Raw genomic sequence first — 25,085 nt, 5'->3', positions numbered from 1 at the left:
ACACGACGACGACGGAGGCAGCGCGGTGCCGGAAGCCAGGACCCCCGCACAGATCGAGGCGGACATCGTCCGCCGCCGCGAGCAGCTCGCCGAGACGCTCGACGAGATCGGTGTGCGGATGCACCCGAAGACGATCATCGGGGACGCGAAGGCCAGGGTCGCCTCGACCGTCGACCACACCGCGGGGCGGGCCTTCGCGGCCGTGAACCGGACCGTCACGGACCTCCAGGCAGGGTTCCGGTCGGAGGACGGGACGCCGCGGTTCGAGCGGATCGTGCCCGTTGCGCTGCTCGCGGTGGGTGTGGTCGGGCTGCTCGTGGTGACGGCGCGCCGCAAGCGGTGACGACCCTCCGGAGTGCGGTGCGGACACGGGCAGGTAGGTTCGGGGCGTGAGCGAGAACACCACCGACGACAAACTGCCCATCCGCATGCTGCACGACCGCGTGCTCGTGCGTTCCGACTTGCCCGAGGGGGAGCGGCGCTCGGGCGGCGGCATCCTGATTCCGGCGACGGCGGCCGTGGGCAAGCGGTTGGCCTGGGCCGAGGTGGTCGCGGTCGGGCAGAACGTGCGGAGCGTGGAGCCCGGTGACCGGGTGCTGTACGACCCCGAGGACCGGGCCGAGGTCGAGGTGCGGGGGGCGACGTACGTGCTGATGCGCGAGCGGGACCTGCACGCGGTGGCCGCGGAGCGGCTGGAGGGGTCGGAGGACTCCACCGGGCTGTATCTCTGAGTGCACCCGGGTGCACAAGGGCTGGTGGCCGGGGTCACCAGCCCTTTCGGCTGCCCTTTGCTACGGTGGATGGACCCCGACGAGACGCGCCGTACCGGGTACGACAAGACGACGCACCCCGTATCGCTCGTTGTCTCGGAGGTGCCGTCATGGCATGGGTCCTGCTTCTTCTCGCCGGTCTGCTGGAGGTCGGCTGGTCGATCGGCATGAAGTTCACGGAGGGCTTCACCCGGTTGTGGCCCAGTGTGTTCACGGGTGCGGGCATCGTCGCCAGCATGGTGTTGCTGTCGTACGCCGCCAAGACCCTGCCGATCGGTACGGCGTACGGGGTGTGGGTCGGTATCGGGGCCGCCGGTGCGGCGGTGCTCGGTATGGCGGTGCTGGGTGAGCCCGTCACCGCCGCCCGGATCTTCTTCATCTGCCTGCTGCTGGTCGCCGTTGTCGGTTTGAAGGCGACCTCCGGTCACTGACGGGTCCTCGGCCCGGGTTACTCCAGGAACGCGGAGGGCGGTCGCACGACCTCGCCGGCGCCGCCGTCCGCGCCGCCCTGGGTGCCCTGGCCGCCGGTGCCGGTGCCGCCCGGGTCGCCCTGGCCGCCCTGGGTGGCACCGCCGTTGTCCTGGCCGCCGTTGCCCTGGCCTCCGTTGTCCTGGCCTCCGTTGTTCTGGCCTCCTTGGGTCTGTCCGCCCTGGGATTGGCCCCCCTGCGTCTGTCCGCCGTTGTTCTGACCGCCGTTGTTCTGACCGCCCTGGTTCTGGCCGCCCTGCGTCTGCCCGCCCGTGGGCGGGGTCGGCCGGAGCGGGGGTGCGGGGGTGCGGCTGCCCGGGGTCTGGGGCGGCAGTTCGGACTCCTCGTCCGGTGGGGGCGGGGGCTGGGCCGCGCCGGGCTGCAGTTCCAGTTCGAAGTCGACGGGGTCGGTGCCCTCCAGGGCCGTCTTGGTGTAGGCGGCCCAGATCCGGGCGGGGTAGCCGCCTCCGCCGATCCGGGGCTCCCCGAGGGCGTTGTACAGGGATTGCTGGGTTCCGGTGTCCGGGTCCTGGCCCATCATCGAGACCACGGTGACCAGGTCGGGGGTGTACGCCGCGAACCAGGCCGAGCGGTCGAGTTCGGCGGTGCCGGTCTTGCCGGCGGCCGGGTGGCCGGCGGCGAGGGCGGCCGTTCCGGTTCCGTTGTCGACGACGCTCATCAGCATGGAGGTGGTGGTGTCGGCGGCTTCGCGGCTGATGGCCTGGACGGGGGTGCGGTCGGGCAGGGCGATGGCGCCGCCGCCCTTGGTGATCTTGTCCAGGAAGGTGTACGGGGTGCGGCGGCCGTGGTCGGCGAGGGTCGCGTAGGCCTGGGTCATGTCGAGGACGCTGGCCTGCAGGGTGCCGAGCGCCATGGCCGGGCCGGGGTCGAAGTTGGGGGTGTTCTCGGGGATGCCGAGGTCGATGGCGGTCTGCTTGACCTCGGCGGTGCCGACGTCGACGACCATCTGGGCGAAGACGGCGTTGACGGAGAGGTCGGTGGCGGTGTTGACGGTGATGTCGCCGTAGGAGACCTGGCCCTCGTTCTCGGGGGCGTAGGAGAGCCGGGTGCCGACGACGCGCCGTTTGTTGTCGCCGTTGTAGACGGTGTTCGGGGTGATGCGGCGGCCGTCCTGGGTGCGGGAGTCGTTCTCGACGGCGGCGGCGAAGACGAACGGTTTGAAGGTGGAGGCGACCTGGTAGTCGTGCCGGGTCGCGTTGTTCACGTACTGCTTGGTGTAGTCGATGCCGCCGTACAGGGCGACGACCTTGCCGGTCGCGGGGTCGATGGAGACGCCGCCGGCGCGGACCAGCCGGTCGGCCTTGCGGGCCTGCGGGTCGAGTCGGCTGACGAGCTGGGCGTCGACGGCGTCGACGATGGCGTTCTGGCGGCGCCTGTCGATGGTGGTGGTGATGCGGTAGCCGCCTTCGGCGAGGGTCTTGTCGTCGAGGATGCCGCGTTCGAGGACGAAGTCCTTGACGGCCTCGACGAGGTAGCCGCGCTGGCCGGAGAGGCCGGCGGCGGCGCGGACCTTGCCCGGTTCGGGGAAGGGGGTGGTGGCGCGTTCGGTGGCGGGGAGCCAGTCCTTCTTGACCATGCCGTCGAGTACGTAGTTCCAGCGGGCGAGGGCGCGGGGGCGGCTGCGGGGGTGGGAGACGACGTCGAAGGCGCTGGGCGAGTTGAGGAGGGTGGCGAGGTAGGCGCCTTCGGCGGTGGTGAGTGTGCCGACGTCCTTGCCGTAGTAGGCCTGGGCGGCGGCCTGGATGCCGTAGGCGTTGCGGCCGAAGTAGCTGGTGTTCAGGTACCCCTCCAGGATGTAGTTCTTGGACTTTTCGCGACCGAGTTTGATCGCGATGAAGAACTCCTTGACCTTGCGTTTGATGGTCTGTTCCTGGCCCAGGTAGTAGTTCTTGACGTACTGCTGGGTGATGGTCGAGCCGGACTGGGTGCCCTTGCCCGTCGCGGTGTTCCAGGCGGCGCGCAGTATCGCCTTCGGGTCGACCGCCCGTTCGGAGTGGAAGTCCCGGTCCTCGGCGGCGAGTACGGCTTCCTGGACGGTGCGGGGGACCTGCGAGAGCGGGACGTTGACGCGGTTGACCTCGCCGTCCCGGGCGATCTGGGAGCCGTCGGAGTAGAGGTAGACGTTCGACTGGGCGGTGGCCGCGGCGTTGGCGGGCGGGATGTCGACGAGCAGGTATCCGGCGACGAGGGCGCCGCCGAGCAGCAGGGCGAGGAGGAGTACGCCGCCGGCGAGCAGGCGCCAGGTGGGGAGGGCGCGGCGCCAGCCGGTCCGTTTGCGGCCGCGTCCCGGCTTCGGCCGCTGCTGCCGGTCCTGCCGTCCCTGCCGCTGTTCGAACCGCTGTTGTGGGTCGGGGGTGTCCGGATCGCGAGGGGTCCAGCCCGGTGGTGGTGACTGGTCGCTCATCTCCAGGACTCCTCAGCGCCGTGCGAAATATCCACTTCTGTACCTCATGGTGTCTACCCGATGGCCGCTGATTCCGTCCCGGACGGGCGTAAATCGGTCGCGTGGCTCGCCCCTCCGTACTAAGCTCGCGCGCTTTGGCCGACGTAGGAACGACGTGGGAAACGGAGGGATACGGTGCATCGGGAAGCAGGGGGGACGGTGCGTCTCTACCTCGCGGTCGCGGCGGGCGGGTTCCGCCGGTACGCGACCTACGGGACGGCCACGGCGGCCGGGGTGTTCACCAACACCGTGTTCGGTTTCATCGTGGCGTACACCTACATCGCGCTGTGGGACGAGCGTCCCGGGCTGGGGGGCTACGACCAGGCGCAGGCGCTCACCTTCGTGTTCGTGAGCCAGTCGCTCCTCGCGGCGGGGGCGATCATCGGGGGCGGTTTCCAGGAGGAGCTGCAGGAGCGCGTGCGCACGGGCGACATCGCCGTCGACCTGTACCGGCCGGCGGACCTCCAACTGTGGTGGCTGGCGGCGGATCTGGGCCGGGCCGGCTTCCAGTTGCTGGGGCGCGGGGTGGTGCCGATCGTGGCGGGGGCGCTGGCGTTCCAGCTGGCGCTGCCGGCGGATCCGGTGCGCTGGGCGCTGTTCCTGGTCTCGGTGGGGCTCGGGCTGGTGGTGAGTTTCGCCGTGCGCTACCTGCTGGGGCTGGCCGCGTTCTGGCTGATGGACGGGTCCGGAGTCAATCTGATGGCCACGGTGGTCTCGATCTTCTTCTCCGGGATGCTGCTGCCGCTGACCGTGTTCCCGGGCGGTTTCGGCGAGTGGGTCCGGGCGCTGCCGTGGGCGGCGATGCTCCAGGTGCCGTTGGACGTGCTGCTGGGCAAGCACGCGGGAGTCGCGGGCACGGCCGAGGCGCTGGGGTTCCAGGTCGGTTGGGCCGCGGTCCTGCTGGGCGCGGGGCGGCTGCTGCAGTCGGCCGCGACGCGGAAGGTGGTGGTCCAGGGTGGCTGAGGCGCTGCTGGAGCGGGAGTTCGCGCCACCGGAGGTGGCTCCGCCGGGCCGGGTGCGGGTGGTCCGGGAGGGGCTGCGGGGCTACGGGCTGATCGCGGGGATGTGGATCCGCTCGACGCTGACGTACCGGGCGTCCTTCGTCCTCTCGGTGGTCGGGCAGGCGGCGATCACCCTGCTCGACTTCGTCGCGATCTTCATCATGTTCTCCCACGTGGACGTCCTCGGCGGTTTCACGCTGCCCGAGGTCGCCCTGCTGTACGGGTCCTGCTCGGCCTCGCTGGGCCTGGCGGACCTGCTGCTCGGCAACACCGACCGGATCGGTGCCCGGATCCGTGACGGGTCGCTCGACACGATGCTGGTGCGTCCGGTCCCGGTGCTCGCGCAGGTCGCGGCGGACCGCTTCGCGCTGCGCCGGCTGGGGCGGATCGGGCAGGGGCTGGCGGTGCTGGGCTGGGCGGTGTGGACGGTGGACGTGGACTGGACGGCCGCCGAAGTGCTGCTGGTGCCCTTGATGCTCGTGGCCGGCGCGGCGATCTTCGCGGCGGTGATGGTGGGCGGGGCGGCGTTCCAGTTCCTGGCCGGGGACGCGGCGGAGGTGCAGAACTCCTTCACGTACGGGGGCTGCACGATGCTCCAGTACCCGCCGACGGTGTTCGCGCAGGACCTGCTGCGCGGGGTGACGTTCGTGATCCCGCTGGCCTTCGTCAACTGGCTGCCCGCGCTGTACGTGCTGGGGCGGCCCCAACCGCTGGGACTGCCGGGGTGGGTGGCGTTCCTGAGCCCGCTGGTGGCCTTCGCGGTGTTCCTGCCCGCGTCGCTGGCGTGGCGCGCGGGAGTCCGTTCCTACCGCAGTACGGGGAGTTGAGCCAGTGGTGTCGCATGCGGAGTCGGATGTGCTGATCTCGGTGGACGGGGTCGAGAAGGTCTTCGAGGTACGGCGCCGGGTGGGCTCGGTGCGCCGGGAGAAGCGCCTGGTCAGGGCGGTGGACGGGATCAGTTTCGAGGTGGCGCGCGGGGAGGTGGTCGGTTACATCGGGCCCAACGGGGCCGGGAAGTCGACCACGATCAAGATGCTGACGGGCATCCTGACGCCGAGCGGTGGCCGGCTGCGGGTGGCGGGCATCGACCCGGCGCGGGAGCGGATGCGCCTGGCGCACCGGATCGGGGTGGTCTTCGGGCAGCGCACGACCCTGTGGTGGGACCTGCCGCTGAGGGACTCGTACGGGCTGATGCGGCGGATGTACCGGATTCCGGCGGCGCGGTACGCGCACAACCTGGAGCGCTGCGTGGACCGGCTGGACCTGGCCGAGCTGCTCGACGTACCGGTGCGGCAGCTTTCGCTGGGGCAGCGGATGCGCGGGGACATCGCCGCGGCGCTGCTGCACGATCCGGACGTGCTGTACCTGGACGAGCCGACGATCGGGCTCGACGTGGTGAGCAAGGCGAAGGTACGGGGCTTCCTGCGGCAGTTGAACGAGGAGCTGGGCACCACGGTGCTGCTGACCACGCACGATCTCCAGGACATCGAGCAGTTGTGCGAGCGGGTGATGGTGATCGACCACGGGCGCCTGATGTACGACGGGGCGCTGGCCGGGCTGCACGCGGCGGGGGCGGCGGGGGAGAGCGAGCGGACGCTGGTGGTCGACCTGGACCGGGAGCACGCGCCGATCGACGTGGCGGGGGCGCGGGTGGTGAAGGTGGAGGGGCCGCGGCAGTGGCTGGCGTTCCCGGCGGGGGCCTCGGCGGCGCCGCTGGTGGCGGCCGTGGCGGCGGAGTACCCGCTGGTGGACCTTTCGGTGCGGGAACCGGACATCGAGGACGTGATCGCGCGGATGTACGCGGGGCGGGGCTGAGCCGAAATCAGGGGGAAGCCGGGGTCGGTCGGGCGGTACGGGTCATACGACTGCCGCCGATCCCTGCATAGGCTGGACGGCATGAGTGAAGAGCGGCCCGAGAGGCCGTTGCCTGAGCTGAGGGCGTCGGACGCCGACCGGGACCGGGTGGTGGAGCGTCTGCGGGACGCCGTCGCCGAGGGCCGGCTCGACATGGAGGAGTTCGAGGAGCGGCTGGAGGCGGCGTACACGTCCCGTACCTACGCGGAGTTGGAGCCCCTGACGCGGGACCTGCCGGGGGGCGCGGTGCACTACCCGGAGGCGGCGCCGACCCGGGTCGCGCCGGCGCCGTACGCCGCGGGCGCCGGCGGGCAGCAGCCGTCCTGGCCGGCCCGGATCGGCGGGTCGGCGGTGTCGAGGACGGGCGTGGCGGTGATGTCGGGGTTCCAGCGCCGGGGGCCGTGGACGGTGCCGGCGCGGTTCGACGCGGTGGCGTTCTGGGGCGGCGGGGAGATCGACCTGCGGGAGGCCCGCTTCGCGGAGCGCGAGGTCGTGATCAACTGCGTCGCGATCATGGGCGGCATCGAGATCACGGTGCCGCCGGGCGTGGAGGTCGACGTCCGGGGCATCGGCGTGATGGGCGCCTTCGACCAGCGCGACCACCCGGGCCCGCCCCAGCCGGGCGCGCCGCGCGTGGTGGTGACGGGTCTCGCGTTCTGGGGCGGCGTGGAGATCAAGGTCAAGCCCCCCGCATCCCTGCGCGGCGACAACCCCCCGCGCAAGTCCCTGTAGCCGGGAGCATCGCCCGCCGGCCCGGCCCGGGCCGGGGCCGCGAGGCACGTGCCACCGACACGCAGGCCGCCCTCGTCGGCCCGGCGGCACCACCGGCTCGGCGAGGGCGCGTGCCGAGGCGCAGGGCCCCGGGCCGGGCGGCGCACCGGGCGGCCCGGGCCGTCCCCGGGCCGGCGTTCCCGGGGGTGGCGGCGCAGCCGCGCTGACCGGGCGGCCCGAGGTGGGCGGCCGGTTGCGGCGGAGCCGTCGGCCTCCGGGGCCGGCGGGGCGGGCGGGCTCGCCGCGTTCGAAGGGGCCTGCCCCGGGGTAGCCGCGCACCCGGGCCACCTGACAGGCGGCGCTGGGCCGCAGGCCGCAGCGGTGCGGGTCCCGCGGGGCCCGCACCGCGCGGGCGGCCCGGGTGGGTCGGGGCCCGGTGTACCGCCACCCCTCGCGGGAGCGGAAGGGCGTGGCGGGAACTACTGCGGCCTCCCAGTAGTCGGATGCTGTGCAGACAAAACCGGCGCCCCCGGGGGAAGGCAGGAGCACGTGGACAACCGCACCACAGTCGGAGGGACCGCCCCGCCGGCCCCACCGCACGGCGGGCCGCGCCCAACCCGCGGGGCGTTCGTCTTCAGTCCGGCGGACGAGGAACGCCAGCGCGGCGTCCGCCGGATGAAGACCACCGCGACCGGGCTCCTGGCCCTGGTCGCGCTGGTCTACGTACTGGCCAAGGTCGCCCAGAACGCCTGGGGCGCCGGAGCCTGGGCCGGCTACGTGGCGGCCGCCGCCGAAGCCGGCATGGTCGGCGCGCTCGCGGACTGGTTCGCGGTCACCGCCCTGTTCCGGCGCCCCCTCGGCCTCCCCATCCCGCACACCGCGATCATCCCGACCAAGAAGGACCAGCTCGGCATCTCCCTCGGGGAGTTCGTCGGCGAGAACTTCCTCTCCTCCGACGTGGTCCGCGCCCGCCTGCACGCCCTCGGGATCGGCCGCCGCCTCGGCACCTGGCTGGCCGACCCCGCCCACGCCGACCGGGTCACGGCCGAGCTCGCCACCGCGCTGCGCGGGGCCCTGACCGTCCTGCGCGACTCCGACGTGCAGGCCGTCGTCGGCGAGGCCATCACCCGGCGCGCCGAGACCGCCGAGATCGCGCCGGGCATCGGCAAGACGCTGGAGCGGGTCGTCAGCGACGGCGGACACCACCGGGCCGTGGACCTCGTGTGCGCCAAGGCCCACGACTGGCTGGTCACGCACGGCGCGTCGATCTCGGACGCGGTCCAGGGCGGCGCCCCCGGCTGGACCCCGCGCTTCGTGGACCGCAAGGTGGGCGAGCGCGTGTACAAGGAGCTGCTGCGCTTCGTCACCGAGATGCGGGACATGCCCGAGCACCCGGCGCGCGGGGCGGTGGACCGGTTCCTGACGGACTTCGCGGCCGACCTCCAGTCGGACACCGAGACGCGGGCCCGCGTCGAACGGCTCAAGTCCGAGCTCCTCGCGCGGGCCGAAATCCAGGACGTGATCGCCTCCACCTGGACCGCCGTCCGTTCGATGATCTTGTCCGCGGCGGAGGACGAGCAGAGTGAGCTGCGCCTGCGGGTGCGGGCGTCGCTGATGTCCCTGGGGGCGCGCCTGGCCACCGACGGTCGCCTCCAGACGAAGGTGGAGGGCTGGACCGAGGGCGCCGTGGTGTACGTCGTCACCACCTACCGCACCGAGATCACCTCGCTGATCACGGACACGGTGGCGAGCTGGGACGCCGAGCACACGTCCCGCAAGATCGAGGCGCACATCGGCCGCGACCTGCAGTTCATCCGGATCAACGGCACGGTGGTCGGCGCCTTGGCGGGCCTGGTGATCTACACGGTGTCCCGCGCCCTGGGCGGCTGAGGGGCTTCTGCTCGGGCGCCCCGCTACGCCTTCCCCGCGGATGTCCAGCCCTGGCGGCGGAGGCTTTCGAAACCGTCCAGGAGGAGGTCCAGGGCGAATTCGAACTCGAACTGGTCGTCGCAGCCGCCACCGACCGTGGAACCCCCGTCGTGTGCGGCCGTCGCGGCCAGTTCCGCGATGTGCGGGTAACGCGCCGCCAGAGCGGGGTCCGGTGGGCCGGAGGGACCCGAGGTGTCGAACAGTTCCTGACTGAAGCCGAGCAGGCGGCTGCCCATCGCGTGCATGACGTGGTGCGTGAGGTCGGCGGAGAGGCCGCCGTCCCGGAAGGTCCCGGCCATCGAGTCCAGGTACGCCAGCACGGCCGGGGTGGGGCCGCTCCGCGACTCGATGACCCGGGCCGCCCAGGGGTGGCGCAGCAGGACCCGCCGGGCCGAGAGGATCCGCCCGCGGACCACGCGCCGCCAGTCGGGGCCCGCAGCCGGCGGGTCGATCTCGCCGACGACGGCGTCGGCCATGCCGTCGAGGAGCTCCTCCTTGTTGGCCACGTGCTTGTAGAGGGCCATCGGTACGACGTCCAGCTCTTGGGCGAGCCTGCGCATGCTGAGCGCGTCGATGCCGGTGGCGTCGGCGAGCGCGACGGCGGCGCGCAGGACGCGGTTCCTGTTCAGGGGGATCCGTTGGGTGTGCGTGGTTTCCTGCCGGGTCATTCCGTCGGCCCCTTCCCTCCTCGACAGCGTCCTCTCCTTGACGAGTGTACGTCGTACACCTATGGTTGCTGCAAGGTGTACGGCGTACACCATCATTGAACGAGAGGTGCCGAGAAGATGAGTCCCGACCGGAGAACCGCGGTGGCCGCCGGGTCGCTGTTCCTGCTGACCGAGGCCAGCGCGATAGCCGCGGCGGTTCTGTACCGCCCCCTGCTGGGCGCGGCGGACGGCCGGCTCGCACAGGGCGCCGACACGCGGGCACTGCTCGGGGTGCTCTGCGAGGTGGTGCTGGTGGTGGCGGTGGCCGGTACCGGGGCGGCGCTGTTCCCCGTCCTGCGGCGCCACGGCGAGGGGCTCGCGCTCGGGTACGCCTTCGGGCGGCTGCTGGAGGCGGCCGTCATCACCCTCGGGATCGTCGCCGTCCTGGCGCTCGTCACCCTGCGGCGGGACGCGGGGGAGGCGGCCGGCGCCGACGTCGCGCTGGCGGCCGTGCACGACTGGGCGTTCCTGCTCGGGCCCAACATCGCCCTCGGTCTGAACACCGTCCTGCTCGCGTACCTGGCGTACCGCGCACGGCTCGTGCCCCGCTTCATCGCCGTGCTCGGGCTGGTCGGCGGGCCGCTGATCTGCGCCTCGGCCGTCGCCGTGATGTTCGGGGCCTACGCACAGCTCTCCGTGGCGGGGGCGGCCGCCGCGCTCCCGGTGTTCGCCTGGGAGCTGGGGTTGGCCGGGTGGCTGATCGTCAGGGGGTTCGAGCCCGGCTCGGGCGCCGCGTCCCGGGCCGACGGAGAAGTGGCCGATCCGGCAGGTGTCCGACGGTGAGGCCGACCCGCGCTTGACGGCGCTGCCGTCCGGGGCGACGCGCCGGCGCTGCCCGGCCGGCACCGGGTCCGCGACCGGCTGGGGCGCGAGAGGGCCGGGCCCCCTCGCGGGGGCTTCGGCGGGCGGGGTCAGCGGCGGTCGGCGACGGCCCAGGACGCGGCGGCGACGACTCCCGCGGCGCCGAGGACGGCCGGCCACGCGCCGACCTTCTTCGCCAGCGGGTGCGCCCCCGCGAACCCGGCGAGGTACAGCGCCCCCAGCCCGGCCGCCGCGGGCACCCCGCCCCGGCGGTGCCATGCGCGTCCGGCCGCGAGCCCGGCGGCGCCCAGGACGACACCGCCCAGGGGCCGCTTCCCGCTCCACCGGGCGACGGCGTACCCGCCGACCAGTCCGGCCGCCGCCACCGCGGAACTCGGTACCCGTGCCATGTCGAACTCCCTCGGTCGTCCCGTCCTATGAGGCTAACGCGCCCGTCCGGCCCTCCGGCGGGCACCCAGCGCCGCCGCCAGCGCGAGCACGGCCCCGCCGATCACCGCGTCGGGCACGGAATCCCGTACCCCGCGCGGCAGCGACGCCACCAGCCCCAGGACGAGGAGGAAGGCGAGCGCGCACCGGCCGGTGGCCCGAAACAGTCTGTCCACGGCTGCTCAACGCGTCCACGGGGTGGGCCGACACGGAGGCGGGGGAGGGGATTTGTCGCACACTCGCCGGATCCGTGCGATGTCCGCTCCTGGGAACCCGAAGCGCATAATTTCACTCTCCCCACCCAAAGGGGAGATTCCCCACCCACCATCAGGAGCCAGGACATCGTGATCTGCTACGGACAGGCCGTCCTCGACCTCGCGGACGAACTGGTCGACGCCTACGCGGACGTCTTCTCCGCCCCGCCGTGGAACGAAAGCGAAGAAACCATTCGCCAGTTCGCTACCCGCCTCCCGGTCGATGCCCGGCGCCGCGGATTCCGGACCGCCCTCGCCCAGTCCAGCACCGGCATCGACGGCTTCGCCACGGGCTGGGTCACCCCGGCCGCCTTCCCCAAGAACCGCGCGTACGCGCAGGTCGCGGCGCAGCTCGGCCCCGGGCGCGTGAAGGAGCTCCTCACCGGGGCCCTGGAGATAGGCGAACTCGCCGTACGCCCCTACGCGCGCGGCCGCGGCACCGGGAGGGACCTGCTGACCGAGATCACCGCCGACGCCCCGGACCGCCGGGCCTGGCTGCTGACCTCGCGCCTCGCGGTCGACACGGTGGCGACGTACCGGCGCCTGGGCTGGCACGAGGTACCGGCGAGGCCCGGCACGGAGACCGGTGTGCTCGTCTTCCTCTCGCCGGAGCACCCGAACCGGTAGCGGACCCCGGCGGGTGTCGCACCGGCCGGTCCGGGCATATCCCGCGACATGATCACGAATCCCCGCACGACACCCGCGCCCGTATCCGCATCCGCCCCCGGAGCGGCGCCCGTACCTGTGCCCGGAGCGGCGCCCGCATCCGCGCCCGGACCGGCGCCCGTACCGGCCCCCGAGCCTGCGCCCGTACCGGCCCCCGAGGCCGAGCCCCCGCCCGCATCCGCGCCCGCACCGGCGAAGGCCGTCCCCGGGCCGGCGGAGGCGGCCCCCGTGGCCGGTTCCGTCCAGCGGGCAGGGGTCGTGGCGCGGCGGCAGCTGAATCTGGCCACCCGCCACCAGCTCATCGCCGCCGGCGTCCCCGACGGCACAGTCACCTCCCGCAGCCGCCCGGGCGGCCCCTGGCAGCGCCTGCTGCCCCGGGTGCACCTCCTCCAGACCGGGCCACCCGACCGGCGCCAACGCGCCCTCGCCGCCGTGCTGTACGCCGCCGAGCCGGCCGCCGACCCCCTGTCCGGGAGCACGGCCGCCCTCACCGGCGGTGCCGCCCTCTCCCTCCTCGGCATCCTGGAGGCCCCGTACACCCCGGCCGACGTACTGATCCGCGCGCCCCGCCGGCTCACCGGCACCCCGGAGGTCCGCCCGCTCCCGACCTCCCGCTGGCCGCACACCATCACCGTCCGCGGCGTGCCCAGCACCCGCCCGGTCCGCGCGGCCGCCGACTTCGCGTCCCGCGGCGGCCACCCCGACCGGATCCGCTCGGTCCTCGCGCACGTCGTCCAGGCCGGCTGGTGCCACCCGCACGACCTGCACGCCGAGTTACGGGCCGCCCGCCTGCTGAACCGCCCCGCGGTCCGCGCCGCCGCCGCGGAACTCCTCGCGGGGGTCCGCTCGATCGCCGAGGCCCGGGCCCGCGACGCCCTCACGGCGACGGACCTCCCGACGCCGCTGTGGAACGCCCGCCTCCACACCCCGGACGGCACCTTCCTGGCCAGCCCCGACGCCTACTGGCCCGACGAGGGCGTGGCCCTGGAGATCGACTCGGCGGAGTACCACTACACCCGCGACTCCTGGCACGCCACCCTCCGTCGCCGCCTGCGCCTGGAGTCCCACGGCATCCTGGTGGTCAGCGCCACTCCGTCGATGGTCCGCGACACCCCCGCGGACGTCGTCGCGGCCCTGCGCACCCTCCTCGCCCTCGCCGCCGCCCGCCCCGCCCCGCCCAGGGCCCTGGTCCGCGGCCACCAGCAGCTCCCCCTGTTCCAGGGCCTGGGCTGAGGCCGGCCGGATGGGACAGGGGCCGTGCCGCGCCGACAGGGGTCCTGCCGGGCCCGGAGCGTCAGGGGCGCGGTGGCCTCCACCCACGGGGATTTCGCAGGGCGTCGCGCACCGTATCGGCGATGTCGGCGGCGTCCTCGTGCTCCCAGAAGCGCAGGACCGTCCACCCGGCCGCTTCCAGATGGGCACTGGTTGCGCGGTCGCGGGCCATGTTCTTGTCCAACTTGGCCTGCCACCACTGCGCGTTCGACTTGGGGCGCGTCGCGTGCAGCGGGCAGCCGTGCCAGAAGCAGCCGTCGAGGAACACGGCGACCCGGGCGCCGCTCCAGGCGATGTCGATCGTGCGCCGCGGCATTCCGGGGACGGGGACGTTCACGCGGTAGCGCAGGCCCGACGCGTGCAGGAGGCGGCGTACGGCCATCTCCTGCGAGGTGTCGCGCGAGACCTGCCGACTCATGCGCGCGGAGACCCCGGCGGAGGACGGTACGGGGGACGAGGAGGCGGAGGGCGGGACGGCACCGGGCATGGACGCATGATGCCGGCCCCGCCCGGCCGCGGCCCGCCGGCCCCGCCCCCGCCCCCCGGCCAGGGGTCAGGCCTTCGCGATGCCGTGGCACTCCGCGTACGGCTTGCCCGATGTGCACCAGCAGGAGGTGGCGGGGGCGGGGGGCCAGGGCGCGGCCTTGCCGCGGGCCGCCAGGGTGGTGGCGTACTCCGCCAGGAGGCTGGGGGAGGCCGGGGAGGTCTTCTCCGACGCGGCGAAGGCCTCGTACGACGGGACGCTCGCCGTGACGATGCCCAGGTTCGTGGTGCCCGAGGCGGCCAGGGCGCGGAGGGAGGACTCCACGGCCAGCAGGTGCGCCTCGTGCGAGGGGTACTCGCCCGCGAGCGTCGGGTAACTGGTCAGGAGCTCCGCCAGTTCGCCCTGGGGCCAGTGGAGGATGGCCACCGGGAAGGGGCGGGAGAGGGCGGCGCGACGGTCGCCCAGTTCCGCGCGCAGGCGGGCGATCTCGGCGCGGAGCTCGGACGGGTCGTCGGAGCCCAGGGCCCAGATGCGCTTGGGGTCGTGGAGTTCGTCGAGCGGGATCGACCCGGTGTGGCGGGTGTCGGCGACCATGTCCCATTCGTCGTGGGGGAGTCCGAGCAGTCGGCGGACCCGGTGACGGCCGGTCAGCAGGGCCGTGGTGGCCGGGGTGAGGGGGGCGTCCTCCGTGATGAGGAGGGACGCCGCCTCGGTGAAGCACTCGTGCGAGGCCTCCAACTCGTCGTGCGCCTCCAGGGTTTCGGCGATGACCTCCCACGGCGCCGGGTCCTTCGGCGACAGGGCCCGGATGCCCGAGATCAGGGCGCGGGCCTCGGCCTCGTGGCCGTACTCCCAGAGGTTCGACGCCTGGAGGGCCTTGATCAGGTGCGGATCGGCCGGCGAGGAGGACAGGAGTCGGTCGTACAGGGCGCTCGCCCGGTCGCGTGCGTCGGCCAGTTCGAGGTGGGCCGCGGCCTGGAGGAGCAACGGCTCCTGGTCCTCGGGGTAGCGGGTCGCCGTGCGGATGAGGCGCTCGGCTTCGGCGATGTGCTCGGCAGGCGTGTCGGGGCGCATGGTTCACACCGTACTGCCGCTGGTCAGTCGACGGGTAAGGACTTAGGGTGCCGCCGTGAGAGATCACGTACCGGTGGTGGTGCAGGGGAGCGGCCGGCGGGCGCGTTGGCGCGCCCTCGCGGGGCTGCTGTGGGTGTGCGCCGAGGTGATCACCACGGTGGGCGTGGTCGTGGCGCTCCTGGTGGTGCACCAGGTGTGGTGGACCAATCGGGAGGCCATCGCCGCCGCGCAGGAGCAGGTCAGAGCCCTGGAGCAGGCCTGGGGCGGTGAGCAGGAGCCCGATCCGGGGGCCGGGGAGCCTTCGCCGGCCCCGCCTCCGGTGGAGCCCGTACCCGTACCGGACGTCTCCTCCGCGCCGTCCGACGGAGGTCCGGCCGCCGCCGGGCCGACCCGGTCCGCCGCCCCGGCCCCGGCCCCGGGCGCCGCGTCCGGCCGAGAGGGGGCGTACGCGGTGCTGCGCATCCCGCGCCTCGGCCTGGCCGTGCCCGTCGCGCAGGGCGTCGACAAGCGGTCCGTCCTCGACAAGGGGTACGCCGGCCAGTACCCCGGCACCGCGCAGCCGGGGGCCCGGGGCAATTTCGCGCTCGCCGGGCACCGGAACACGCACGGCGAGCCCTTCCGCCACATCAACCGGCTGCGTGCGGGGGACGAGCTCGTCGTGGACGTCCGCGGCCGCCGGTACACGTACGTCGTAGGGAAGATCCTCGCCGAGACGACCGAGCGCGACACCGGGGTCATCGCGCCCGTGCCGCGCAGCATCGTGAAACCGGGCGAGGGCTACGGCGAGCCGGGCGCGTACATCACCCTCACCACGTGCACGCCCGAGTACAGCTCCAGGTACCGCCTGGTGGTCTGGGGCACGCTCAAGGCTTGAGGGCCGGCCGGCCGGCCGTCGGGCGGGAGGCGGCAGGACAGGCCGCCGGTCGGGACCGGCAGCCGGGCGGGCCGGACGCGGAGGCGCCGGTCCGAACCGCTGCCGCGGGAGCGGGAGCGGGACCGGGACGGGGCGGGGCGGGTGGGGGTTTCGCCCCGGTTGTCGGTGGGCGGGGTTAGGATCGGTCGCGAGGAGCGGATTGCGTACGGGAGTTCGTGCGCGGGAGCGGGAGGAGGCGGTTCGGATGGCTCGGCAGCGACGCGGCGGATCCGCCCCGTTCTCCCCCTCCTTCCTGTCCGCCCGGACCTCGAAGGCGCTCGCTCTCTTGGTCCCCCTCGCACTGCTGCTCGGCGGGATCCTCGGCCTGTTCGCCGGGGAGGGCGGTCTGGGCGCCGTGGTGGTCGCGCTGGCGGCCACCGTCGCGCTGGGCACCGCGGCCCTGGCCGCCGCCGCGCGGCTGGTGCGGCCGGTGCCGCCGCACCGGATACGCACCGCGATCCGTGATCGCGAACAGCGCACGGCGTTCCTGCCGCAGCGCGATCCCGACGCCTCCGGCCGATCGCGGCCCAGGGCACCCGGCCGTCTCGTCCCGACGGCCGCGTAGGGGCGCGCAGTACTTCTCGCCTTCCGCTGATTCCACCGACGGTTCCGCTTCCGGCCGCTGCCGGACCCGGTCCTGATCGGTTGTCACTGTCGTCGCCCCTCGCGGGTCGTCACGCCGAAACGCATCTCTTTCGACGTTCGACGAGACCCCTCGGAGGGCCCGCGTGTCCGTTTTCACTCATCTTGTTGCCCAGCTGGGCCGGCTCCTGGAGCCGGTACTGGCCGAGTCCGCGACCGCTGCCGCGATCGTCCTGTTCACCGTGCTCGTCCGGCTCGCGCTGTACCCGATGAGCCGCGCCGCCTTTCGGGCCCCGACCCCGATGGCGGGGTGCCTGCCGCTGCTGCTGCAGCTTCCGGTGTTCTTCGTGATGTACCAGGCGTTCTCCTCGGCGCAGGTGGGCGGAGAGGCGAACCGACTGCTCGGGCACCGGCTGTTCGCCGCGCCGCTCGGGGGCCACTGGACCGGGGCCCTGGAGCAGGGCGGCCTGTTCGGGGCGCAGGGTCTGGTCTTCCTCGGGCTGTTCGCGGCGATCGCGGTCGTGGCCGCGTGGAGCGCCGTACGGGCCCGGCGGACGGCGGCGAAGGCCGGCACCGCAACCGCGACCGGTGCCGGTACCGGCGGCGGTGCCGGCGGCGCGGTTGGCGCGGGCGCTGCCGGGGGTCTGCCCGAGCTGAGCGCCGAGCAGCAGGAGCTCATGCGCAAGGTGGGCGGCGTCCTTCCGCTGCTGTCGTTCGGGACGCTGATCACGGCCGCCCTCGTACCGCTGGCCGCCGGGCTGTACCTGCTCACCACCACCGCGTGGACGGTGGCCGAAAGGGCCTGGCTCCAGTCCCGCAAGGACCGGGCGGAGCGGGCGCAGCGGTCGGAGGAGGGAGCTGCGGCGGCGTCGGCCGAGCGCGGCGCGCGTTCCGGTCCGTGAACAGGGTCTTGCGGATTGGTCGGACTTCTTGGAGGATCAACCAATCCTCCGATGGCCGCAACCCATCGTCCGGCCCGGGGCATGCCCATGGGCCGACCATCCTCGACCACGGGAGAATGCCCATGAAGCTGCTGCGTGTCGGACCGGTCGGGTCGGAGCGCCCCGCGCTGCTCGACCGGGACGGGACCCTGCGGGACCTGTCCGGCCTGATCACGGATGTGGACGGCGCGCTGCTCGCCGACCACTGCGTGCTGTCCCGGGTACGGGACGCGGCGGCATCGGGAGAACTCCCGGTCCTGGACGCCGAAGGCCTGCGCACCGGCGCCCCGATCGGCCGCATAGGCAAGATCGTGGGCATCGGGCTGAACTACTTCGGGCACGCGGCGGAGGTCGGCGCGGAGCCGCCGGCCGAGCCCATCCTGTTCCTCAAGGCGGCGGACACCGCGGTCGGCCCGGACGACACCGTGCTGATCCCGCGCGGCAGCGTGAAGACCGACTGGGAGGCCGAGCTCGGCGTCGTCATCGGCGCCACCGCCCGCTACCTGGCCTCCGCCGAGGAGGGCCTCGCGCACGTCGCCGGGTACGTCCTGGTCAACGACGTGTCGGAGCGCGAGTTCCAGATCGAGCGCGGCGGCACCTGGGACAAGGGCAAGAACTGCGAGACCTTCACCCCCATCGGCCCCTGGCTGCTGACGGCGGACGAGGTGGCGGATCCGCAGGCCCTGGACGTGAAACTGTGGGTCAACGGCGAGCTCAAGCAGTCGGGCAGCACCGCCGACCAGATCTTCCCGGTCGGTGAGGTCGTGCGGTACCTGAGCCGGTTCATGACCCTCTACCCGGGTGACGTCATCGTCACCGGCACTCCGGCGGGCGTGGCCATGGGGCAGCCGGAGCCGAAGCCGTACCTGCGTGCGGGCGATGTCGTGGAGCTGGAGATCGACGGCCTGGGCCGTCAGCGCCAGGAGTTCAAGAACGCGTAGCGGGCGCGGCGCGCGCAGGGTGCGTCGTACGGAGAGGGGCGGGGCGGCGGCGGCCCCGCCCCTCTGCCGTGGCCGCAGTTGAGGCCGTAGCCGTAGCCGCCGCTGCCGTCCCGGCCGGGGTCAGAGATCCGTGCTCGGGGCGGCGATCTTCACGACCACCCCTTCGCGGGACGAGGTCCGTGCCGCCTCCAGGACGTCGAGGCAGTGCGCGGCCTCGTACGCCGTGACCGGCGCCGGTCCGCCGTCGCGCAGGGCGGCCACGACGGCCGCGTAGTACGCCGGGTAGTCGCCCGCAGCGGTCCGCACGGGCGTGCCGCCCCCGGTCAGCGGGGACTCGCCCGACCCCACGCGCCCCCACATGTGCTCGGGCTCCTCGCCCCACGGCTGGTCGGCCGTCCCCGGCCGCAGCCCTTCGCGCAGGGCCCCCTCCTGCGGGTCGAGCCCGTACTTCACCCAGCCGGCGCGCGAGCCCAGGACGCGGAAGCGGGGGCCGAGCTGGGCGGTGGTCGCGCTGACGTAGAGGTGGGAGCGGACCCCGCTCGCATGCGTGACGGCGATGAACGTGTCGTCGTCGGTCTCGGCGCCCGGGCGGCGCGCGTCGGTCTCCGCGTAGACGCGTACGGCCGGACCGAACAGCGTCAGCGCCTGGTCCACGACATGGCTGCCGAGGTCGTACAGGAGGCCGCCCACCTCCTCCGGTGCGCCCGACTCGCGCCAGCCGCCCTTGAGCTGGGGCCGCCACCGCTCGAAGCGGGACTCGAAGCGCTGGATCGTGCCGAGTTCGCCGTCCGCGAGGAGGCGCCGCAGGGTGAGGAAGTCGTTGTCCCAGCGGCGGTTCTGGAAGACGGACAGGAAGGTGCCGGTCCGCTCGGCCAGGGAGGCCAGGTCGCGCGCCTCGGCGGCGGTCGCGGCCAGCGGTTTGTCCACGACGACGGCGAGACCCGCCCGGAGGGCGGCGGTGGCGAGCGGGACGTGGGTCTTGTTGGGGGAGGCGATGACGACGAGGTCGAGGGGCGGTGCGTCCCCGCGGCCCTCTCCCCACAGCTCGTCGGCGGAGCGGCCGAAGCGGACGTCGGGGAACTCGGCCCGCGCCTGGTCCTGCCGAGCCGGGTCCGCGGTGACGACGGTGTCGAGGACGAGTCCCTCGGTGGCGGCCACGAGGGGGGCGTGGAAGACGGAACCGGCGAGTCCGTAGCCGATGAGGCCGACGCGGAGGGGGTGAGTGGGGGCGGTGGCGTTCATGCTGCCACTTTGGCAACAGTGTTGCCGAAGTGCAAGGAAGGTGGACAATGGCCGGGTGAACAGGGGTAGCGGCGAGGGCGCCGGACATACCGGCGGCAGTGGTAGTGGCCTGGGCGGCGGCGGTGGCGCGGGCGGCAGCGGCGGTGGCGTGGGCGGCAGCGGCAGCGGCAGCGGCGGTGGCAGTGGCAGCGGCCTGGGCGGGGTGAACCTGCCGGCGCTGCGCGGCCACAACGAGGCGCTGCTGCTCGACCTGCTGCGCGCGGCCGGACCGACCGGCCTGGGCCGCGCGGATCTCGCTGCCCGTACGGGCCTCACCCCGCAGGCGGTCAGCAAGATCACGGCCCGGCTCGGCGCGGAGGGGCTGGTCGCGGAGGCGGGCCGCGCCGCATCCACCGGCGGCAAGCCGCGCACCCTGCTCCGGCTGGTGCCGCAGGCACGCCACGCGGTCGGGGTGCACCTGGACCGGGACGAACTCCGGGCGGTACGGGTGGACCTGGCGGGCGGGGTCGTCGCGGAGGCCGGCGGGCCGCTGGACTTCGGGGCGGACCCGGACGTGGTGGTGGAGGCGGTGGTCCGCGCGGTGGCGCGGGTCCGCGAGGTGGCCGGGACCGAGGTGCCGGTCCTGGGCGCGGGCGTGGCGGCGCCGGGCCCGCTGGATCACCGGACCGGTGTGATGGGGCGGGTCACCGGGTTTCCGCAGTGGGACGGGTTCCCGCTGCGGGAGGTGCTGGAGCGTCGGCTGGGGCTGCCGGTGCTGCTGGACAAGGACACGAACGCGGCCGCCGCAGCCCACCACCCCCCACCGGCCCCGGTGGCTCCGCCGGTCCCGCCGGCCCCGGTGGCCCCGGCTGGTTCGACCGGCCCGGTGGTCCCGGTGGCCCCGGCCGGTACGGCGGCCCCGGTGGTCCCGGTGGCCCAGGCCGGCACGACCGTCCCAGTGGTCCCGGCGGCGGCCGCGGTGGCACCGGCCGGTAAGACTGCGCTGCGTGCCCCGGCTGCCTCGGCAGCCCTCGCCGGTACGGCCAGTACGACCACCGCCCCGGCCGTCTCAACCGACACCACCGGTCCGGCCGGTCCGGCCGGTCCGCAGGGTGGTGGTGCGGGGGCCGGGGCCCTCACCTCGGTGTACCTGCACGTCAGTACCGGGTTGGGTGCCGGACTGCGGTTGGGCGGCGAGGTGTACCGGGGGGCGCGTTCGGCGGCGGGTGAGTTCGGGCACCAGGTGCTCAGCCTGGACGGTCCGCCGTGCCGGTGCGGGGCGCGCGGCTGCGCCGAGGTGCTCTGCCTGGCGGCGGTGGCCCGCGGCGACCTTCCCGAAGCGGCCCGGATCCTCGGGGAGGGCGCGGCGAACCTGGTGGCGCTGCTGGACGTGGACCACGTCGTACTGGGCGGCCGCGTGGTGACCTCCGCCCCGGACGTCTTCGTTGCCGGGGTCCGCGCCGTGCTCGCGGCCCGCGCCCTCACCTCGCCCCCGCCCACCGTGGCCCTCGCGACGGCGGGCGTGGCGGAGGGCGCGGCGGAACTGGCCCTGTCCCCGTTCTTCGGCCGCGCCTGACCTCCGGCCGGGGCGTAGGGCGGTTCCCGCTTCCGGCGGCGGGCTGCGTCTGGCCTCCGGGCGGGCAGCGCCGGTTTCCGCTTCCGGTGGCGGGCGCCGGGTCTGCCCTCCAGGCCGGCGTGGGCCGGTTTCCGCTTCCGGTGGCGGGTCGGGTCTGGCCTGGGGGCGGGCGTGGGGCGGTTGCCGCTCCCGGCGCCGGGCCTGGCTTCCGGGCGGGTGGGCGAGAAGTGCGGCACGGTGTGCGAGGGCCGCGCGGCGGGGTCTCCAGGCGGTGCTCGGGGCGCACCCCATGGTGAGCTCGGCTCGCCTTGGTGGTGGGCCGGGTCTGACCTGCGGGCGGGCGAGTGGAGGTAGCCGCTCCCGGTGGCGGTGGGCGCGTCTTGACGGCGTCCGCCGATCGGGCGTAAACCGGGGTGACTCAGGCGCGGCGCCCTCAAAGGGGTCGCGCGTGCGTGGCAGGGTGCGAGCAGGGCCGAGGTGATTGTCACCTGGTCCGATCATCGTCCCGTCCGGCGAGCAGCGAAGGTCTTCCATGCGACTGCGCAAAGCCCTTGCCCTCACCGCCGTCCTCTCCGCCGCCCTGGCCGCGGGCTCCGTGCCCACCGCCACCGCGGACATCGGCACCGGCGGCGGGGCCCGCCCCGCGCCCGCCCTGCCGTCCCGCGTGAAGGCCACCTGCGGCGACGGGAAGAGTTCCGCCTTCCCCATCGGAGCCCGCATCCGCGGCGGTCCGGCCGTGTACCGAACCGGCGGGGACCCGCAGACCTGGTACCTCGACCTCACCAACACCACGAACTCCGAGTGCACCGACATCCACCCCGTCGTCGTCCTCGCCGACACGGCCCGCGCCCTGCGCCCCGCCCACCTGCGCATGGAGTTCGACGCCCCCGGCGGCACCTTCCCCGCCAGCCTGGAGCACACCGACCGCGACGAGATCATCGCCGTCTTCGACGGCGGCGACGCCTTCCCGGGCTTCACCGTCGGCGCCGGCGGCACCCTGACCGTCAAGGTCGGCCTCGCGTTCGCCTCCGACGCCCCGACCGGCGAGGTCGTCGCCGACGCCGCCCTCGTCCAGCGCCGGGCGGACGACGGGGACTGGGTCGGCGAGGCCGGGGGCTACCGGTTCACCGTCGAGGGCCCGCAGGACCCCGTCGAGGCCGGCTCCCTCGCGCGCACCGGGCCGCGCACGTGGACGTACGGCGCCGCCGGGGCGGCGGTCGCCCTCGCCGCCGGCGGCGGCCTGCTCCTCGGCGCCCGCCGACTGCGCGCCCCCGACCGCCGGCAGCGTCCCGCCCGCTGATCCCCGCTGGCCTGGCTGCGCAAGCGGGTCGAGAGCCTGGTCCAGTCCGTCCGGCCTCGGCCCTGTTCTCGTATAGCTTCCGCCAGGTGACGTGTAGCGCTGTGTAACTGCTGTGGCCCTCATTCCCGTGTACCGGACCGCCGGTTCAGTACGGGCGGAATGGGCGATAAAGATGGCCGTGTGGGTCCATTTTTATCTTGTTGATCCTTTCTGTGATGAAAGGTCGGTCAGGGGCTCTAGCATCGGCTGGCTGGGGCTTTCCGGCTCCGGGCAGGCTGGGTGCGCGGGAGGTTCTGTTGTGGCGGACAGGGTGAAGTCGACGGAGCAGGAGCGGCTGGAGCGGTTGCGGGTCCAGCTGACGGGAGCGGGGGAGCCGGACCGGCTGGTGCAGGCGCTGGAGTCGGGACCGTACGGCAACGTGCTGATCGGCGCGCTGCTGCACGGTGCGGACCGGTTGCGCCAGGGCCGCACCCCCACGGATCTGGAGCGGCTGCTGCTGGACGCGGTCGCTCCGGCGATCCCGGAGGCCGAGATCCGCGAGTGGGGCCGGGTGTACCGGGAGGTGGTGACCGCCCAGGGGCGGTCGGCGCTGGTGCCCAAGGTGATCACGGGGCGGAGCGTGGCTGAGGGATACGCGGTGGCGGACCTGCGCCGGGATTTCTCCCAGGTCGTCGACGAGGCGCTGGCGGCTCCCAACGTCCGTGTGGTGGATGCGTTCGAGGCCGCGGAAGAGGGTTCGGACAGCGAGGCGTTCATCGCGGTGTGCAAGGAGCGCAAGCTCGGGATCACCGCGTTCGCCCCGCCCGCCGAACCCATGGCCGATGTCCCGGGAGCCCAGGAGAACACGCCGGATGGGGCCGGTGGGGGCCCGGGCGTGGCCGCGTCGTTCCGGGTGAAGCTGGTGCTGGACAGTTTCAAGGTGGAGCGGGCGGTCGGGGACCAGGGCGGCGGCAAGGATGAGATCTACTGGACCGCAGCCGCCGCCGGCCAGGGCGCCTTCCGCTCAGAAGAGTTCGGTTCGATGAAGAAGGGCGAGACCCGCCACTTCTACAAAACCACCCTCTACGACGCCCCCATGGGCCAGTTCGTCGGCGTGGCGATCCAGTGCTGGGAGGCGGACCAGAGCAGCAGCGAATGGGACACGGCCCTGATCAAGGCGCTGAGGGAGGCAGCAGCCTCCCTGGAAACGCTCCTGCTCATCGACAGCTTCCTCGGTGTGCTGCCCGTCTGGGTCGGGGTGAGCTTCGAGATCGGCAAGATGTTCCTGCTCATCTCGGAGAAGCTGCGCAACTACGACGACCTCTCGGCCGAACGCAGCATCCTGATGGACTTCAACCAGGTGGCCAGGATGCACCTCAGCGACTCCCCCAGACACAGGTTTACCTTCGACGGGGACGGCCGGCATGTCCTGAAGATCAGGAGCGAGGGGGACCGTCCCACCTGGCCCGTCGGCACGATCGAGATGACCCGCTTTCCCCTGGGAGAACACGAGAACGGGCCCATGGACGCGGTCCCGGTGCCACTGGGATGGCGCAGCGAGAGTGCTCCGTGCCTGGTGGGCCACGACGGCACGCTGTACGCCTTCTTCTCTCGCCCCGGCGACCAGCACCTGATGTTCAGCCACCTGCAGGGCCCCACCTGGACCCAGCCCGTTCCGGTCGGTGACTTCCACACCGCCTGCCAGCCCTCCGCCGCCGTCCGCAACGGCACACTGCGGTGCGCCTTCTCGGACCTTGAGGACGACGGTGCCGTCGTCATCAGCGACTACGACGGCACCACCTGGGGTCCCCGCCAGAAGGCCCGCGGTAACTCGTGGCTGTACGGCCCGGGCCTTTCCCCCGACGGTTCCGTGGTGGTCTTCCGCGACGACGCCACCGGCAAGATGCGTGTGGAGGGTGACGGCTTCCCCTCCACCGTCGCCACCACCGGGCACGAAACTCCAAGCGGGCCGGCCGTCTTCTTCCACCAAGGCAAACTCAAGGTCGCCTACCGCACCTCCACGCACCCCACGATCATTACGGACACCGTCGAACCTGGAGATCGGAATTTTCCGGATTATCCCGTCTGGGAGAACGACATGTACGGCCCCGACCCTTGGAACGACGACACCGAGCACGGGCCGGCGGCCGCCGAAGGCGGCGGGCGGGTCTACGTCGCCAGTCGCAGCATCAAGGGCAAACTGGAGGTGAACAGCGCACCCGCCAACGAGCGTAACTGGATGATGTTCCTCTGGCTGGGCTGGGACACCATCCGCATGATGGACCAGCCCTCCCTCGCCGCCCTTGGCGACCACATGTACGTCATGTACCGCCGCGCCGAACCCGCTTGAGCCCTCAAGGTCACCGGAGCCGCCCTGCTCGGGCCGCCATCACCCCATGGCTCTCCGGCCCAGAACGGGTCGGCTCCTCCTTGAACCGAAGCCGCCCTCTTGCGCGGGCCCGGACGATCCAGGGAGGGCCCCGGGGTGGGCGGCTCGATGAGGTTGGTACGGCACCGGCCGGCGGTTGTGGCCTCGACCTCACCCCGGCTGGACCCCTCACCCGCCACGCCATACGGATGCTCCGCAAACACAACGAGCAGGCCGCCGCGGCGTCGAGCACGTGATCGTCTCGCTACTTTGCGGCTGGGGGTCTCTGAACCAAGACTCGATGCCTCTCATAAATGTTCATCTGTGAGAGTTCTGCGAGAGCCCCCGGAGTGAACACGTTT

General features: G+C 73.4%; 25 protein-coding genes and 1 riboswitch. Of the genes, 18 read left to right on the top strand and 7 right to left on the bottom strand.

Annotated elements, in window-relative coordinates; all coding sequences use genetic code 11:
• The first annotated feature begins 25 nt into the window (after positions 1 to 25).
• The 3 genes from ACWFQ8_RS10425 (at position 26) to ACWFQ8_RS10415 (ending at position 1,201) form a co-directional block, all read left to right on the top strand.
• Positions 26 to 343: a DUF3618 domain-containing protein gene (locus tag ACWFQ8_RS10425; protein ID WP_453785858.1), complete on the top strand. Its 318-nt coding sequence runs from the start codon at positions 26 to 28 to the stop codon at positions 341 to 343.
• A gap of 46 nt (positions 344 to 389) precedes the next feature.
• The gene (locus ACWFQ8_RS10420; RefSeq protein ID WP_453785777.1) at positions 390 to 731 is read left to right on the top strand and encodes a GroES family chaperonin; all 342 of its coding nucleotides are present in this window, start codon (positions 390 to 392) and stop codon (positions 729 to 731) included.
• A 49-nt stretch (positions 732 to 780) separates the two neighbouring features.
• A riboswitch (guanidine-III (ykkC-III) riboswitch) is annotated at positions 781 to 849 on the top strand.
• A 31-nt stretch (positions 850 to 880) separates the two neighbouring features.
• A complete protein-coding gene (locus tag ACWFQ8_RS10415) occupies positions 881 to 1,201 on the top strand; it encodes a DMT family transporter (protein WP_030026576.1) in 321 nt (106 codons plus the stop codon).
• A 17-nt stretch (positions 1,202 to 1,218) separates the two neighbouring features.
• On the opposite strand, the gene ACWFQ8_RS10410 is transcribed toward ACWFQ8_RS10415, so the two are convergent.
• Positions 1,219 to 3,663: a transglycosylase domain-containing protein gene (locus ACWFQ8_RS10410; protein WP_453785776.1), complete on the bottom strand. Its 2,445-nt coding sequence runs from the start codon at positions 3,661 to 3,663 to the stop codon at positions 1,219 to 1,221.
• 198 nt (positions 3,664 to 3,861) lie between these two features.
• Here ACWFQ8_RS10410 and ACWFQ8_RS10405 point away from each other — a divergent pair, with 198 nt between their 5' ends.
• The 5 genes from ACWFQ8_RS10405 (at position 3,862) to ACWFQ8_RS10385 (ending at position 9,158) form a co-directional block, all read left to right on the top strand.
• Positions 3,862 to 4,665 carry an ABC transporter permease gene (locus ACWFQ8_RS10405; protein WP_453785775.1) on the top strand — a complete coding sequence of 268 codons (804 nt, stop codon included), beginning with the start codon at positions 3,862 to 3,864 and terminating at the stop codon, positions 4,663 to 4,665.
• Positions 4,658 to 5,530: an ABC transporter permease gene (locus ACWFQ8_RS10400; RefSeq protein ID WP_453785774.1), complete on the top strand. Its 873-nt coding sequence runs from the start codon at positions 4,658 to 4,660 to the stop codon at positions 5,528 to 5,530. Before ACWFQ8_RS10405 ends, ACWFQ8_RS10400 begins: the two co-directional genes overlap by 8 nt.
• A gap of 7 nt (positions 5,531 to 5,537) precedes the next feature.
• A complete protein-coding gene (locus ACWFQ8_RS10395) occupies positions 5,538 to 6,518 on the top strand; it encodes an ABC transporter ATP-binding protein (RefSeq protein ID WP_453785857.1) in 981 nt (326 codons plus the stop codon).
• An 81-nt stretch (positions 6,519 to 6,599) separates the two neighbouring features.
• Complete coding sequence (locus ACWFQ8_RS10390; RefSeq protein WP_453785773.1) at positions 6,600 to 7,289, top strand: DUF1707 SHOCT-like domain-containing protein; 690 nt, start codon at positions 6,600 to 6,602, stop codon at positions 7,287 to 7,289.
• Positions 7,290 to 7,817: 528 nt separating this feature from the next.
• Entirely contained in the window at positions 7,818 to 9,158 is a 1,341-nt protein-coding gene (locus ACWFQ8_RS10385; protein WP_453785772.1) for a DUF445 domain-containing protein, read from the top strand.
• Positions 9,159 to 9,181: 23 nt separating this feature from the next.
• Here the strand turns inward: ACWFQ8_RS10385 and ACWFQ8_RS10380 are convergent, their stop codons facing one another.
• Entirely contained in the window at positions 9,182 to 9,865 is a 684-nt protein-coding gene (locus ACWFQ8_RS10380) for a TetR/AcrR family transcriptional regulator (protein WP_453785771.1), read from the bottom strand.
• Between the two features lie 117 nt (positions 9,866 to 9,982).
• On the opposite strand from ACWFQ8_RS10380, the gene ACWFQ8_RS10375 reads away from it, so the two are divergent.
• Positions 9,983 to 10,687, top strand: a complete 705-nt coding sequence (locus ACWFQ8_RS10375; protein WP_453785770.1) for a DUF4386 domain-containing protein — start codon at positions 9,983 to 9,985, stop codon at positions 10,685 to 10,687.
• A gap of 128 nt (positions 10,688 to 10,815) precedes the next feature.
• On the opposite strand, the gene ACWFQ8_RS10370 is transcribed toward ACWFQ8_RS10375, so the two are convergent.
• Positions 10,816 to 11,115 carry a hypothetical protein gene (locus ACWFQ8_RS10370; protein WP_453785769.1) on the bottom strand — a complete coding sequence of 100 codons (300 nt, stop codon included), beginning with the start codon at positions 11,113 to 11,115 and terminating at the stop codon, positions 10,816 to 10,818.
• 33 nt (positions 11,116 to 11,148) lie between these two features.
• The gene (locus tag ACWFQ8_RS10365) at positions 11,149 to 11,328 is read right to left on the bottom strand and encodes a hypothetical protein (RefSeq protein ID WP_453785768.1); all 180 of its coding nucleotides are present in this window, start codon (positions 11,326 to 11,328) and stop codon (positions 11,149 to 11,151) included.
• A gap of 168 nt (positions 11,329 to 11,496) precedes the next feature.
• On the opposite strand from ACWFQ8_RS10365, the gene ACWFQ8_RS10360 reads away from it, so the two are divergent.
• Together ACWFQ8_RS10360 and ACWFQ8_RS10355 are read left to right on the top strand one after the other, a co-directional pair.
• The gene (locus ACWFQ8_RS10360) at positions 11,497 to 12,033 is read left to right on the top strand and encodes a GNAT family N-acetyltransferase (protein WP_453785767.1); all 537 of its coding nucleotides are present in this window, start codon (positions 11,497 to 11,499) and stop codon (positions 12,031 to 12,033) included.
• Positions 12,034 to 12,081: 48 nt separating this feature from the next.
• Positions 12,082 to 13,305 carry a hypothetical protein gene (locus tag ACWFQ8_RS10355; RefSeq protein ID WP_453785766.1) on the top strand — a complete coding sequence of 408 codons (1,224 nt, stop codon included), beginning with the start codon at positions 12,082 to 12,084 and terminating at the stop codon, positions 13,303 to 13,305.
• Positions 13,306 to 13,366: 61 nt separating this feature from the next.
• Here ACWFQ8_RS10355 and ACWFQ8_RS10350 read toward each other — a convergent pair whose 3' ends face one another.
• Together ACWFQ8_RS10350 and ACWFQ8_RS10345 are read right to left on the bottom strand one after the other, a co-directional pair.
• Entirely contained in the window at positions 13,367 to 13,831 is a 465-nt protein-coding gene (locus tag ACWFQ8_RS10350) for a very short patch repair endonuclease (protein ID WP_453785765.1), read from the bottom strand.
• A 66-nt stretch (positions 13,832 to 13,897) separates the two neighbouring features.
• A complete protein-coding gene (locus ACWFQ8_RS10345; RefSeq protein ID WP_453785764.1) occupies positions 13,898 to 14,902 on the bottom strand; it encodes an SEC-C metal-binding domain-containing protein in 1,005 nt (334 codons plus the stop codon).
• Positions 14,903 to 14,957: 55 nt separating this feature from the next.
• Here ACWFQ8_RS10345 and ACWFQ8_RS10340 point away from each other — a divergent pair, with 55 nt between their 5' ends.
• From ACWFQ8_RS10340 to ACWFQ8_RS10325, 4 genes are all read left to right on the top strand, one after another.
• The gene (locus tag ACWFQ8_RS10340; protein ID WP_453785763.1) at positions 14,958 to 15,776 is read left to right on the top strand and encodes a class E sortase; all 819 of its coding nucleotides are present in this window, start codon (positions 14,958 to 14,960) and stop codon (positions 15,774 to 15,776) included.
• Between the two features lie 244 nt (positions 15,777 to 16,020).
• Positions 16,021 to 16,380, top strand: coding sequence for a DUF6412 domain-containing protein (locus ACWFQ8_RS10335; RefSeq protein ID WP_453785762.1), 360 nt, complete (start codon positions 16,021 to 16,023; stop codon positions 16,378 to 16,380).
• 163 nt (positions 16,381 to 16,543) lie between these two features.
• Positions 16,544 to 17,299 carry a YidC/Oxa1 family membrane protein insertase gene (locus ACWFQ8_RS10330; protein ID WP_453785761.1) on the top strand — a complete coding sequence of 252 codons (756 nt, stop codon included), beginning with the start codon at positions 16,544 to 16,546 and terminating at the stop codon, positions 17,297 to 17,299.
• Between the two features lie 122 nt (positions 17,300 to 17,421).
• Complete coding sequence (locus tag ACWFQ8_RS10325; RefSeq protein WP_453785760.1) at positions 17,422 to 18,279, top strand: fumarylacetoacetate hydrolase family protein; 858 nt, start codon at positions 17,422 to 17,424, stop codon at positions 18,277 to 18,279.
• Positions 18,280 to 18,399: 120 nt separating this feature from the next.
• Here ACWFQ8_RS10325 and ACWFQ8_RS10320 read toward each other — a convergent pair whose 3' ends face one another.
• Positions 18,400 to 19,521: a Gfo/Idh/MocA family protein gene (locus ACWFQ8_RS10320; RefSeq protein ID WP_453785759.1), complete on the bottom strand. Its 1,122-nt coding sequence runs from the start codon at positions 19,519 to 19,521 to the stop codon at positions 18,400 to 18,402.
• Between the two features lie 148 nt (positions 19,522 to 19,669).
• Here ACWFQ8_RS10320 and ACWFQ8_RS10315 point away from each other — a divergent pair, with 148 nt between their 5' ends.
• The 3 genes from ACWFQ8_RS10315 to ACWFQ8_RS10305 all read left to right on the top strand — a co-directional run bounded on the left by ACWFQ8_RS10315 (position 19,670) and on the right by ACWFQ8_RS10305 (position 24,705).
• Positions 19,670 to 21,076, top strand: coding sequence for an ROK family transcriptional regulator (locus ACWFQ8_RS10315; RefSeq protein ID WP_453785856.1), 1,407 nt, complete (start codon positions 19,670 to 19,672; stop codon positions 21,074 to 21,076).
• 532 nt (positions 21,077 to 21,608) lie between these two features.
• A complete protein-coding gene (locus ACWFQ8_RS10310) occupies positions 21,609 to 22,376 on the top strand; it encodes a hypothetical protein (protein ID WP_453785758.1) in 768 nt (255 codons plus the stop codon).
• 298 nt (positions 22,377 to 22,674) lie between these two features.
• Complete coding sequence (locus ACWFQ8_RS10305) at positions 22,675 to 24,705, top strand: hypothetical protein (RefSeq protein ID WP_453785757.1); 2,031 nt, start codon at positions 22,675 to 22,677, stop codon at positions 24,703 to 24,705.
• Positions 24,706 to 25,085 lie beyond the last annotated feature (380 nt).

The organism is Streptomyces sp. NPDC055254, from assembly GCF_053606025.1.
The sequence above is the reverse complement of the archived record's forward strand: the minus strand, read 5'-3'. Positions and strand labels throughout refer to the sequence as shown.

What these genes read in the sequence shown, in the direction of transcription:
- ACWFQ8_RS10415 (WP_030026576.1), top strand. Translation starts at nt 881, where the DNA reads ATGGCATGGGTCCTGCTTCTTCTCGCCGGTCTGCTGGAGGTCGGCTGG.
- ACWFQ8_RS10410 (WP_453785776.1), bottom strand. Translation starts at nt 3,663, where the DNA reads ATGAGCGACCAGTCACCACCACCGGGCTGGACCCCTCGCGATCCGGAC.
- ACWFQ8_RS10390 (WP_453785773.1), top strand. Translation starts at nt 6,600, where the DNA reads ATGAGTGAAGAGCGGCCCGAGAGGCCGTTGCCTGAGCTGAGGGCGTCG.
- ACWFQ8_RS10380 (WP_453785771.1), bottom strand. Translation starts at nt 9,865, where the DNA reads ATGACCCGGCAGGAAACCACGCACACCCAACGGATCCCCCTGAACAGG.
- ACWFQ8_RS10375 (WP_453785770.1), top strand. Translation starts at nt 9,983, where the DNA reads ATGAGTCCCGACCGGAGAACCGCGGTGGCCGCCGGGTCGCTGTTCCTG.
- ACWFQ8_RS10370 (WP_453785769.1), bottom strand. Translation starts at nt 11,115, where the DNA reads ATGGCACGGGTACCGAGTTCCGCGGTGGCGGCGGCCGGACTGGTCGGC.
- ACWFQ8_RS10355 (WP_453785766.1), top strand. Translation starts at nt 12,082, where the DNA reads ATGATCACGAATCCCCGCACGACACCCGCGCCCGTATCCGCATCCGCC.
- ACWFQ8_RS10350 (WP_453785765.1), bottom strand. Translation starts at nt 13,831, where the DNA reads ATGCCCGGTGCCGTCCCGCCCTCCGCCTCCTCGTCCCCCGTACCGTCC.
- ACWFQ8_RS10345 (WP_453785764.1), bottom strand. Translation starts at nt 14,902, where the DNA reads ATGCGCCCCGACACGCCTGCCGAGCACATCGCCGAAGCCGAGCGCCTC.
- ACWFQ8_RS10335 (WP_453785762.1), top strand. Translation starts at nt 16,021, where the DNA reads ATGGCTCGGCAGCGACGCGGCGGATCCGCCCCGTTCTCCCCCTCCTTC.
- ACWFQ8_RS10325 (WP_453785760.1), top strand. Translation starts at nt 17,422, where the DNA reads ATGAAGCTGCTGCGTGTCGGACCGGTCGGGTCGGAGCGCCCCGCGCTG.
- ACWFQ8_RS10320 (WP_453785759.1), bottom strand. Translation starts at nt 19,521, where the DNA reads ATGAACGCCACCGCCCCCACTCACCCCCTCCGCGTCGGCCTCATCGGC.
- ACWFQ8_RS10310 (WP_453785758.1), top strand. Translation starts at nt 21,609, where the DNA reads ATGCGACTGCGCAAAGCCCTTGCCCTCACCGCCGTCCTCTCCGCCGCC.